Annotated in this window: 9 protein-coding genes and 2 pseudogenes; 5 read left to right on the plus strand and 6 right to left on the minus strand. The window is 33.2% G+C overall.

Annotation, left to right across the window (positions count from 1 at the left end; translation table 11 throughout):
- Positions 1–19: 19 nt before the first annotated feature.
- The 3 genes and pseudogenes from KA893_RS07270 to KA893_RS07280 form a co-directional block, all read right to left on the minus strand.
- Positions 20–682, minus strand: a complete 663-nt coding sequence (locus tag KA893_RS07270; protein WP_194375867.1) for an ABC transporter ATP-binding protein — start codon at positions 680–682, stop codon at positions 20–22.
- A gap of 18 nt (positions 683–700) precedes the next feature.
- Positions 701–1,750, minus strand: a complete 1,050-nt coding sequence (locus tag KA893_RS07275) for an ABC transporter permease (RefSeq protein ID WP_194375868.1) — start codon at positions 1,748–1,750, stop codon at positions 701–703.
- Between the two features lie 310 nt (positions 1,751–2,060).
- Positions 2,061–3,249 (minus strand): annotated as a pseudogene (locus tag KA893_RS07280) (MFS transporter).
- Between the two features lie 171 nt (positions 3,250–3,420).
- On the opposite strand from KA893_RS07280, the pseudogene KA893_RS14230 reads away from it, so the two are divergent.
- Both KA893_RS14230 and KA893_RS07290 read left to right on the plus strand, forming a co-directional pair.
- Positions 3,421–3,570: pseudogene (locus KA893_RS14230) on the plus strand (LysR family transcriptional regulator); the annotation flags it as partial.
- Between the two features lie 87 nt (positions 3,571–3,657).
- Positions 3,658–4,290, plus strand: coding sequence for a LysR family transcriptional regulator substrate-binding protein (locus KA893_RS07290; protein ID WP_011302086.1), 633 nt, complete (start codon positions 3,658–3,660; stop codon positions 4,288–4,290).
- Between the two features lie 368 nt (positions 4,291–4,658).
- On the opposite strand, the gene KA893_RS07295 is transcribed toward KA893_RS07290, so the two are convergent.
- Genes KA893_RS07295 through alsS form a run of 3 tightly spaced genes read right to left on the minus strand, consistent with a single transcriptional unit; the run spans position 4,659 to position 8,708 of the window.
- Positions 4,659–6,263: an L-lactate permease gene (locus KA893_RS07295; RefSeq protein WP_037537400.1), complete on the minus strand. Its 1,605-nt coding sequence runs from the start codon at positions 6,261–6,263 to the stop codon at positions 4,659–4,661.
- Between the two features lie 17 nt (positions 6,264–6,280).
- On the minus strand, positions 6,281–6,985 hold the full coding sequence (gene budA, locus KA893_RS07300) for an acetolactate decarboxylase (protein WP_041080199.1): 705 nt from the start codon (positions 6,983–6,985) through the stop codon (positions 6,281–6,283).
- Between the two features lie 58 nt (positions 6,986–7,043).
- On the minus strand, positions 7,044–8,708 hold the full coding sequence (alsS, locus tag KA893_RS07305; RefSeq protein WP_041080201.1) for an acetolactate synthase AlsS: 1,665 nt from the start codon (positions 8,706–8,708) through the stop codon (positions 7,044–7,046).
- Between the two features lie 763 nt (positions 8,709–9,471).
- On the opposite strand from alsS, the gene lqo reads away from it, so the two are divergent.
- The 3 genes from lqo (at position 9,472) to KA893_RS07320 (ending at position 12,640) form a co-directional block, all read left to right on the plus strand.
- On the plus strand, positions 9,472–10,968 hold the full coding sequence (gene lqo / locus KA893_RS07310; protein WP_002482034.1) for an L-lactate dehydrogenase (quinone): 1,497 nt from the start codon (positions 9,472–9,474) through the stop codon (positions 10,966–10,968).
- A 38-nt stretch (positions 10,969–11,006) separates the two neighbouring features.
- Positions 11,007–11,108 (plus strand): SE2200 family small protein, encoded by a 102-nt coding sequence (locus KA893_RS07315; RefSeq protein WP_075340018.1) that lies wholly within the window; start codon positions 11,007–11,009, stop codon positions 11,106–11,108.
- A 278-nt stretch (positions 11,109–11,386) separates the two neighbouring features.
- Positions 11,387–12,640 carry an ATP-grasp domain-containing protein gene (locus KA893_RS07320; protein ID WP_194375870.1) on the plus strand — a complete coding sequence of 418 codons (1,254 nt, stop codon included), beginning with the start codon at positions 11,387–11,389 and terminating at the stop codon, positions 12,638–12,640.
- Positions 12,641–12,650: the final 10 nt, after the last annotated feature.

A 12,650-nucleotide genomic window follows, 5' to 3' on the forward strand; every position in this document is an offset into this window, starting at 1 on the left:
ACCCATATTAAACCGTTATTTAAGTATGTGTTAACACGCCATCTTCCATATGATAAACCTTGTCACAATAGGATGTAAGTCGTTCATCATGTGTAACCACAATACACGTTTTATTTTTTTCTGATGTTTGTGCTTTTAAAATTTCCATGACTTCCATCGCATTTTGTGTATCAAGCGAAGCCGTTGGTTCATCCGCTAAAATAATCGAAGGTTGTGTATATAGCGCTTTAGCAATGGCTACACGCTGCTTTTGCCCACCAGAAATTTCACTCGGCAGTTTATTTTCAATTGCTTCGAGATTGAGTTGTGACATCAACTGCTTGTATTCAGTTTGACTTAATACATCTTTCTTTTGTTTAACCAATAATTTAAACTGCTGTTTCACCGTTAAAAAAGGCACCAAGTTAGTTGCTTGAAGTATAAAGCCAATCTCCTGCATCCGTGTGTTTGCTAATGCTTTCTGAGACATCTGGGAGACTTCCTTACCATTAATGAGAATCTCTCCAGACGTCGGTGTTTGAAGTGCGCCCGCCATAGTTAGGAAAGTACTTTTCCCAGATCCTGAAGGTCCTATAATTGCAATGAGTTCAGTTTGATTAAATTTTAGTGAGGTAGGCTTCACAGCTTCTATTTTTTGGTTTCCATCTTGGAAATATTTCGTGACATTTTTAAATTCTAGCATTTGTTATACACTCCTCATTTACCCTATCGCTTTCAGTGGATCAACTTTTCTTATCGTTAATATGGAGAATAGACTACCTATTAATGAAACAGCGATAAGGACAACCCCATAAATTAATAATGTTGTGGCGCTAAATTTAATCGGTACCGCACTCGGCAAGAACGCTCCTGTAATTAAGGTCAATACCAGTCCAATGACCGTACCAATCAAGGCAATGATAAACGTTTGCGACAACACTACTTTGGCTAAATAACCATTTGAAAAGCCTTGTGCTTTTAATACACCAAATAAATTCGTTTTTTGTAATGTAATAACATATAAAAAGATGCCAATAACTGTAGCAGAGATGATAAATAAAAATGAAATCATAAAGTTTAACGTTAAGTTTTGCGCTGTATAACCTGGTAAGTTTTTAACGAAACTTTCGATACCAATCGCTTCTAAATTATGATTTAAATCTTTAGACTGCCAATCTTTATCTTTTACAACAACCGCATTCGTCTTATCTTCAGTTAATGACGGATTAATATTTTGAATGGTTTTGTTATTTGAAAAAAGTACCGGAGAAGCATTATATTTAGCACTTTCACTAAACCCAACTATTTTTAACTTTTCGTTGGATTGTGATAGCGATAATGTATCACCTAGTTTAAATCCTTTTTCTTTTAACGTTTCATCAGCAACGACTTCATTATCTGCATTAAATTTCTTTCCATCAATCATATTCGGTACGAGAAAAGAATCATCTGTAACACCGAACATTAATGCATTTTCTTCATTATCTCCATTAGATACAATGACACCGGATTGCTTTAGCGTTGTTTGTTTTTTATATGTATCTGCAACATCCTTTTTATCAAACATTGATTGTTCAACCGTTTGATTCGCATCTTTGTTTAAAATGATGGCGTCTGCTTGCCATTTATCAATACCTTCTCTATTCATATTCATTAAACCACTTGCCAAACCTGATAATAGGAACAGCAAATAACTAATCATAATTAAGACACCGATAATCAGACTAAATTTCAATTTGTTACGCTTTATTTCATTCCATGCTAAAAACATAAACAACCTCCTTTCATTTATCTTATAATTTTTATGTATTTGTATTAACAACTACGGTATATTCAGTGTACCAACTAAACAACTAAAATTACAGCTTTGTACATATCGTAAACTGATTGCGCTTGTATAACATAAATAGATGCTCAGGCTTTAATCAATTTGTTAGCAGCTGTATTATGTGTAACCATTTAAAATATATAAAAATCCCCTCTCAAGTTTGCACTTATATGTGCCATCATTGAAAGGGGCATATGTTAATTAAATAATTCAAATTCTTGAAAATGGATTCAATATTTCACGAGGGGCATGATTATGCTTTTGACACACTCACTTTTCTACCATGTATGAAGTGATAGATAAAGAAAGTGACAATTAATAATACAGCCATTACTATATACCTATTGCCTAACCCGATCTGATTAGTAAACAAACCTAGTATATAGGGCCCAAATCCTAAGCCTAAATCTAAACCGATAAAGAATGTTGAGGTTGCTCGCGCAATTTTTTCTTTTGGTACGACTTTGACAGATACCGATTGAGACGTAGACGTGATATTACCATAACCTAATCCTAATAAAGCACCACCAATTAATAACATCCTTGCTGAATGTGAAAATGCAATAACTAAGAAATAGATAGCCTGAAATATAATACTAGTGTATATAACTATATTTTCATTTTTGCATCCATTAATCTACCACAAACTGGTCTTGAAAAAATTGAGACGATTGCATAGACAACGAAAAAGTAACTTGAAGCTGTAATTAAGTCTCTCTCTTGCGCAAAAACTTTAATATAATTAAGAATAGAAGAATAAGAAAGACCAGCTATAAACACGATAATGGCAATTGGAATGGCTTCTTTCGCGATAAAATCTGAAACCTTAAACCCTTTATCCTCTGCTGTTCTAGCAATTGTTTCAAAAGGTACTTTCATAAATATTGCCAAAATCAATGAAATAAAACTCAATACAAGATTAAGTCCAAAGATGACTTCTATTGAATATTGTTGCATTAACAATAAACCTAAAAATGGGCCAATGGCTGCACCAAGCACCATACTCAAACTAAAAAGCTGATACCTTCACCTTTTTTAGTTTCCGGTGTTATATACCCTGCTATTGATCCAGTTGAAGTTGTACAAATCCCAAATGAAAATCCATTAATGATTCTAACAATAATTAAAAATAATAATGAAGATTCTACAAAATAAAAAACACTGGTAATTGTAAATAATACAGTTCCAATTAAGAGTACCTTTCTAGGTCCTAAACTATTGATATATTTCCCCATAAAAAATCTACCCATCAGTGACCCGACTATAAATAAACCTGCTACCAGTCCAGCCGAACTATCTGAGGTATTAAATTGAGACTGCGCATAGCCTGCAATTAAAACAATCAGTAAATACATATTCAAATTAACCAAAAAGTTAACTACAAAATTCATCGTGAAATTTTTTGTCCAAATTCGTTCCATATCTATTGTACTATTTTCCATAAAAAATTGACTTCTTTTCTAGTTACAGTGCCTTCCCCTTAAAAATTAAACGCAACATATATATTGTCTGCTCATATTGACTAAATGTAAAATAGTTTTTAGTATATATAACATATAAGTAATTACTTATGTCATTAAGGAGGGAGCCTTATTAACCGTAACTATAAATATATTGAAACGATCATCAATGAAGGAACAATAACCAAGGCAGCCAATAAACTCTATGTTTCCCAGCCCTATCTCAGTAGTTTTATCAAAAATATTGAAGCTGAGTGGAACATCATTATTTTTAATCGTAAAAAACATCCCATTACCTTTACGCCCCAAGGCCAACTTTATTATAAATATCTACAAGAACAAGAGCGACTTTATCATGATGTAACGCGAAAAATCACTAATATTTCAAACTTGAATTCCGGTTTTTTAAATATAGGTGTTACACCTACATTAGCGTTCCATATACTACATAAAATTCTGCCTAAATTTATGAATCTTTTTCCTAATATTAAAATTAACTTAATCGAAGGTAATTCCCAAGACATTGAAAAACAAGTACTAGAGGGTAAAGTCGATTTATGTCTAAATACACTACCATTATGGAATAAAAATATTCAATACACTCAAATCTATACGGAACCGATATATTTAGTTGTGCCACCTCAGCACCATTTATATAAAAGAATCCAACAAAATGAATTAAATTCCAATGAAATCATGTCACTCATATCTCACGATCACTTTATCATTCTAAAAGATAGATACGGACTTAAACAGATCATCAATAAAGTTCTAGAAACATACAACATTTACCCTAATATTATTTTAGAAACTTCAAACGTAGACAATGCCGATCGCCTTGCAATTTCTACAGGCGTCCTCACATTTATACCAAGTAGTTCTACTGAACATAATAGTGACGCCATTTACGTTGAATTAAATCAATCATTTACAAACACAGTAGTGATTGGTTATAACAAATTAGAAAATTTAACAAAAGCAAGTGATCAATTCATTGACTTAACACTTAAACAATTTAACTAAACCACTGCTAGCCACACCTATATTTAATTTTAAAAAGCGATAACTAACACAATTTTTATAGTTAGAGTTGGTGTATCGCAGTTAGCATTTTTGTCCAAATAAAATTGAAAATGTGTATAGAATTGATTGGGGGAATCTTTAGCATAAATAAAACTTTATATACAGCAAAACTTTGAGGAACACAAAAAACACTAAAGTCGTATGACAAAACGCCATCGACTTTAGTGTTTTTTAATTGGTTTTATAATAAATATTTTCCAGGAAATAATCTATGCGGTATTTCCACTAACTTTTTAACTTATCATACATGCTCATATAGCTAAGTAGCGAGCATGATATGCTTTAATTTCGGTCTTTTTAAATTCATTTTATGAAATAAATAAACTACAAATAAATGTCCAAATACAAACGAGAATTAACAATCCGATACTGAAACGCATTGCCATTTTCATCAGTTCTGATTCCTTACCTACTTTATTAACTGCTGCTGTAGCGATAGCAATAGATTGTGGTGATACAATCTTAGCAGTTACACCACCAGCTACGTTAGCTGCAACAAGTAATGAACCTTTTGTACCAATTTGTTCAGCAACAGAGGCTTGAATTGGCGCAAACAATGAATTATTGTTTACGACGGATCCCGTCATAAATACACCAATCCAACCAAGTAGTGGTGACAATAATGGGAAGGCAGCGCCTGTTTTAGATATGCCTTGTCCCATAGCATTACTTAATCCACCATATGTTGTAATTTTAGATACTGCTAAAATGAAACAAATGGTTAACACTGAAATCCATAATTCTTTAACTGTGAGACCCAGTAAATGACCAGCCGTTTTAAAGCTCATATTTTTCGCAATAATAATTGTAATGATTGCTGTAATTAAAATCGCTGTACCTGTTTGAGCAAAGAAATTGAATGTCAGTTCATTCGGTTTATTAGTCACAGCATTCATCGTACCCGGCACATTAAAGTTCACAACAAGTGCGCTTAGGGCACCACCTTTTTCAAATAAACCTTTAAATGCTGGTAAGCTCCAGATCATCACAACAATCGTTAAAATGATAAACGGGCTCCATGCATAAGTGATGTGTCCAATAGAATGTTTAGGCACGGCATCTGCTTTTTCATCTTTATTAATTCTGAAAATATTTTTAGGTTGCCATTTTCTTGAGAACAATGCTAATGCAATCATTGCTACAAGGCCAGGGATAATATCAGCCAACTCTGGTCCAGCAAAAGCTGCAATAAGCACTTGTAAAACTGTGAAAGTAACTGCCACAACTAAAGTAGCTGGGAAAGTTTCTTTCACACCTTTAAAGCCATCCATAATATACATTAATAAAAATGGCACAACGAAACTAATAAAGCCTAACGTTAAATTACCAATTAACGCTACTTGAGATGTTGTTACACCACCTGGCAAATTCAAAGTATCCACGATAGCAATCGGTATACCTACCGCACCATAAGCACCTGCTGCTGCATTACCTACTAAACAATACATCGCAGCTTGCAACGGTTTAAAACCTAATTGTGTTAATAGTACCGCACAAATGGCAATAGGTACGCCAAAGCCTGCAGCACCTTCTAAAAATCCATTAAATACAAAGCCAATCAATAATAATTGAACACGTTGGTCCCGTGAGACACTCGCGATACTATCTTGCACAATAGCAAATTGGCCGCTTTTTGTAGCAATTTTATATAACCAAACTGCCATGATTACAATAAAGCCTATTGGGATAATCCCTTGATAAAAGCCCTCTAAAGTAGCGCCGCCTGCAATACTTCCTGGTAATTTAAAGAAAGCCATAGCAACAATAATTGTAACGATTAACGTTGTAATTGCTGCATAAACACCTTTCATTTTAAATACAGTCAAACATAATAAAAATAATATAATTGGTATTGCGGCTACAATACTTGAAAGTAGCAAATTATTAAAAGGGTTAAAACTTTCAACTAACATATTTGCTCGCTACTCCTTTATTCTGCTTGTCTTATTTCTTTTGCAATATCTTTGTAGTCAATATCTGTATTTGTAAATGCTTCATCATCGACTGCAAAATGTTGTTCAAATGTTTCAAAGTTTTGAATTTCTACCGTAACATCTGAAACTTCAAAATCCAATACGTGTCCGCCAAAATTACGGTCATCATTAGCGAAATGAACATGGAAACCTGCTGAACCAATGCCATGGAATAATTCTGGTGTAAAGAAGCCTACAATAGAACCTTTGATATTTTCTTCAATTTGTTCAGGTTGTCTATTCGCTGAGTTAATCAATCTTGTATATGGTGGCTCTTGTCCTGGCATCATACGTACATGCATTTTTTTAAATGTTCCTGAAATTTTAACAGCAGAGAATAAATTTTCACTTAACATTTTTTCTTTAACTTCATCATAAACTTCTGTTGAAGATTTATTGCTCGTGCTATACGTTTTATCAGGTGTAAATCTTGATACGGTTGCATATGGTGATAATTCGTCACCTTTCAATTCTACAAATTCTTTATGTTCATTGGCATGATAAGCTTTACCATCAACGATAATCACTTCACCATCTGAACCTGTTAAAGTCGCAATACCAATGTCTCCATGTTCTAATAAATTATTGATTGAAGCAGTACCTTGTAAAAGGCCTGCCATCAATGTACCTAGTGTGCCGTGTTGATATAGTACGTTAGTCATAACTTTATTCACTCCTATTTTGATAAATAATTAATCATTTTCGCCGTTTGATTCGATATTAGTTAAAAGTGTCAGGTAACATATTTGTTGAAAGTTTGACATTATCTTTGTAATTCACTGGGATATCAATTAATACTGGTCCTTCAGTTTCGTATCCCTCTTTAATTGCCGCTTCTAATTCTTCTTGATTTGTTACACGTAAGCCTTTAGCACCAAATGATTCAGCATATTTAACGAAGTCTACTGAACCAAAGTCTACGCCTGAACTACGTTCATATTTCATTTCTTCTTGGAATTCAACCATGTTATATTTACCGTCATTCCAAATTAATTGAATGATATTAAGATTTTTACGTACAGCTGTTTCTAAGTCTTGTGCTGAGAATAAGAAACCACCATCACCAGCAACGGATACAACTTGTGTATTAGGACGTACTAAAGCAGCTGAAATAGCCCATGGTAACGCAACACCTAGCGTTTGCATACCATTACTGAATAGCAAGTGTCTTGGATTGTAACTTCTAAATTTACGTGCCATCCAAATATAGTGACTACCTACGTCTACAGTTACTGTTGTATCATCTGATAATACTTTTTGCATTGACTCAATGACTTCAACTGGGTGTAACACGCCATCTTCATGTGTTGGTTTGATACCAGTTGATTCAAGTATATGCGCTCTTAAAGTTTCTAATTCGTCTAAATGTTTTTGACTGATAAAAGGTTCATCGACTTTGTCAGAAATAAGTTCGATTGTGCCAGCAATATTACCAACCAATTCTTTTGCTGGTTGCATATGATTTGTAATTTCCGCTTGAATTTCATCTATATTAATAATTTTAGTATCTAATTCTTTATTCCAATTGCTCGCTTCATATTCAATTGGATCATAACCAATCGTAACAACGAGGTCACTTTTTCTTAATAATTCGTCACCGACTTGGTTACGGAATAAACCAACACGACCAAAGAAATGGGATTCTAGTTCACGACTAATCACACCCGCACCTTGGAATGTTTCTACAACTGGTAAATTTGTTTTTTCAACTAATTTACGGATTGCATTCGTTTCGTCTGAACTTGAACTTCTCATACCTGCTAATAATACAGGGAATTTCGCGTTTTTAATCGCTTCAATTACTTCATTAACATTTTGTTCACTTGGCACACCTAAGCTAGGTTTTTGGCAAAGTGCAATCGCTTGTGATTCAACCGGTGCAGAAATAACATCTTGCGGTATGCTTATGAAACTTGCGCCATTTTTACCTGAAGTTGCAGTTCTCATCGCATTTGTCATAACTTCTGATAATGACTCTGGATCTTGAACTTCTTCACTATATTTTGTTGAAGATTTTAATAATGCTGCATTATCAATACTTTGGTGTGTTAGACGTAATAAATCGTTACGTTTAACTTGGCCACCTAATGCTAATACAGGGTCTCCTTCTGATGTCGCTGTTAAAAGTCCAGTCGTTAAATTACTTACCCCTGGGCCACTTGTTACTAAGGCAACACCTGGTTTACCTGTTAAGCGTCCAATACCTTGTGCCATCATTGCCGCGTTTTGCTCATGACGCGTTACAATAAGTTCTGGGCCATCATCTTCAAGTGCATTGAATAAATAGTCGATTTTAGCACCTGGGATACCGAATACATATTCCACACCATTATTTTTCAAAGTATTTATTACCATATTTGCTGCTGTATAATTTTTGTCAGCCATTTTACATTCATTTCCTTTCAACATTTAATGCAAAAAATCATTAATCATTGCAAACAATTTAAATTATTCACTCAACAATGTATTAAAAATTTAATCTCATTATATTATTATGAAAAATTCATATTTAATACTCTAAATTAGCGCCGTTCACATTTAGTCCTATACCATGGCATGTCATAACGAATGATTTGCGCTGTAAATTGATTACATACTTATTATAAAACGCTGCGACATATAAATAAAATACATATTATCTATCCACCCCATAGAAAAAAGTAATGGTTAGAACATGTGAAAGTTGGATAATTTGTGTGTATATGGATAACTATCATATAGGAAGTTTTTAAAATAGCTGTTATCTTTCCAGTTGCTCAATGTTGATATTAGAAAATTAAACTTTCCTATTTAATATGTACACACGTGTACATACGCACGTGCGTGAATAAATAAATGTACAAATATTTTGATAGTCGTGTTTGTTGAAGATTGATCGGGGTAAAATTACATAGAACTATAATTTTTCTATATTTAATTAGCAATGCTATATTATGGAATGTTTGTAAATTTTTTGTTTAAATGAAGTTATACATCAATCGAATAACAAAAAAGATATTTAAAAAATTTATTTCTCTCTATGTTTTAATAGTAGAAATAAAAAAGATTCCATATTAGAATGGCACCTATAAAAAATATGTATTTTAATGATAGGTGATTTAGTATTATACTATAGTTGCAAGTTGAGATAAGGAAAGGTGATTAGATAATGGCTACTAACAAAGAGTCAAAAAGCGTTGTAATAATCGGCGCTGGGGTATTAAGTACTACATTCGGTACAATGATTAATGAATTAGCACCAGAATGGGATATTAAATTATACGAGCGTTTAGATCGTCCAGGTGATGAAAGTTCTCACGAGCGTCATAACGCTGGTACAGGACACGCTGCTTTATGTGAATTGAATTATACAGTTAGACAACCAGATGGTTCAATTAACATTGAGCAAGCGAAAGAGATCAATGAACAATTTGAATTATCAAAACAATTTTGGAGTCATTTAGTTCAAAACAAAACAATCAGTAACCCTGAAGAATTTATTCGTCCGCTACCACACATTAGCTTTGTAAGAGGTAAAAATAACGTTCAATTTTTAAAAGATCGTTATGAAGCTATGAAAGAATTCCCAATGTTCGACAATATTGAATACACAGAAGATATTGAAGAAATGAGAAAATGGATTCCATTAATGATGCAAGGTCATAGTGCAGGTGACATTATGGCAGCTAGTAAAATTGATGAAGGTTCTGACGTAAACTTTGGTGAACTTACTCGTAAAATGGCCAAAAACTTAGAAAAAGAACCTAATGTAGATGTTCAATACAACCACGAAGTAATGGACTTTAACCAACGTAAAGACGGTAAATGGGAAGTTAAAGTACGTCAACGTAACAGTGGTAGTGTAAAAACACAACTAGCTGATTATGTATTTATTGGTGCAGGTGGTGGCGCAATTCCACTATTACAAAAAACAGGAATTCCTGAAAGTAAACACTTAGGTGGATTCCCAATCACTGGTCAATTCTTAATCTGTACAAATCCAGATGTTATACAAGCACACGATGCTAAAGTATACGGTAAAGAACCTCAAGGTACACCACCAATGACTGTACCTCACTTAGATACACGTTATATTGATGGTGAACGTACATTACTATTTGGACCATTCGCTAGTATTGGACCTAAATTCCTTAAACAAGGTTCTAATTTAGATTTATTTAAATCTGTTAAACCATATAACATCACAACTTTATTAGCATCAGCAGTTAAAAACTTACCATTAATTAAATATTCAATTGATCAAATCTTGATGACTAAAGAAGGTACTATGAACCATCTTCGTACATTCTACCCAGAAGCACGTGACGAAGACTGGCAATTATACAATGCTGGTAAACGTGTTCAAGTAATCAAAGATACACCTGAAAACGGTAAAGGCTTTATCCAATTCGGTACAGAAGTGGTTAATTCTGAAGATCATACTGTAATTGCATTATTAGGTGAATCTCCAGGGGCTTCTACTTCAGTATCAGTTGCATTAGAAGTATTAGAGAAAAACTTCCCTGAATATAAATCAGAATGGACACCAAAAATCAAAAAAATGATTCCATCTTATGGTCAATCATTAATTGAAGATCCTGATTTAATGAGACGTACACGTCAACAAACTTCTAAAAGCTTAAACCTAAACTATTATAGTAAATAGTAGTTTAATGCATAATAATTTTAAAGGATTGTGAAAAAATGAAAAAACTATTAGTAGTTTCAGTAATCGGCGCTATCGGTTTTTACGCTTTAAAACGTTATCAAAAACACGTGAATAAAGCACCGAATATCGAATATTAAAAACAACTAACAATTGTAGGGCTTCAATTGAGAGTTTAGAACGACCCCCACTCTTAATTGTAAAAAGACTAATTCGCTTGAGCGAATTAGTCTTTTTTTATATTTCCAATCTTCTTAATCATGCTTCGAATTTCATTACACTTCTCTCAAACCAATTCAAAATACTCAAATTAATAAAATTCATATTTCCCAAAATTCATTCCAACTATATTCCAAATATAATTTTATATAGTATTATTTATATATATTAATCATTACATAAAAATTAGGAGGCTCATATGACAGAATACCTATTGTTATTAGGTGCAGATCAGTTTTTAAGAGAACGTGCTTACGCTGGTGGCAAAGCAATCGGTGATTCTCAAATATGGACAACAATTCAAAATGCAAAATATAAGTACAATGCGTATTTTGATTTTTGCATTGATGCCAATCCTTTAAGCTATGAAGAGATAAAGAAAGAGATAGCATATTATCAAATTCAGGGGTACGAACCAAAAAGCATCGTCCCTTTAAATGATTGGACATTAGAAGTAGCTAATCAATTAAATCGAGACTACGGTTTGCCTTACCTTGAACCAAAGGTTATTAAAGCTTGCAGAAACAAGCACATCATGAAATCCTTATTTGAAAAAGCAGACATTCCTACAGCAAAGTCGATACAATTTAATGATGCAACAGAATTGAAAGAATGTATCAAAGAATTTACTTTCCCAGTAATTATAAAACCAATGGATTTTGGAGGCAGTGGTGGGGTTTACTTAGCAAATAACGAAAAAGAATGCATGGATGCCTATAGAAAATCGAAACAAATTATGGAGACTTATGCTGATACCTTTCATGTGTTTAAAAATAAATTTCTGATTGAAACATTTATTGATAGTGATGACGAAGTTTCAGTTGAAGTGTTGTGTGGTCATCATTTCTATGAGGTCATTACAGTTACTGAAAAATATTTATCTCCCAGACCATGGTTTACTGAAATGGGTCATTTAGTCCCAAGTCACAGATATAAAAATGAAGATATTAAAAACCTTGCAATCCGCACGTGTCAGACTTTAGGTATTACGCGAGGCGTTGCTCATGTGGAAATAAAAATCAAAGGCGACCAACTCTATGTCATAGAAGCTGCTGCTAGACCTGGTGGTGACGCTATAATGGACTTAGTTGAAAATGCTTATGATATGAATCCTTATCAACTCCATATTTCTATGTACATTAATAATAAAGTTAAATCAGCAGATATATTCACACCAAAACGTACGTCTGCTATCGCTTTTATGAAAGCTAAAAAAGGTAAGATACAAAATATTAACTATCCTGATATAGCCAATGATTCTGAAATAAAAAAAGTAAATTTATTAAAGGGGATTGGAGACAATGTAACCGATCCTGAAAATTGGAGCAGTCGTGAAGGACTTGTGCAGTTTAGCTGGCCTGAATTATCGACTACAAAAACTTTCAAACATATTCATAAAGCCAATGAACTCGCATCTAAAATTTTTGATTGTAATGATGCGCATCATGACTAATTATTTAATA

The organism is Staphylococcus sp. GDY8P126P (assembly GCF_017891965.1).
In the GTDB taxonomy this organism is placed as follows: domain Bacteria; phylum Bacillota; class Bacilli; order Staphylococcales; family Staphylococcaceae; genus Staphylococcus; species Staphylococcus saprophyticus.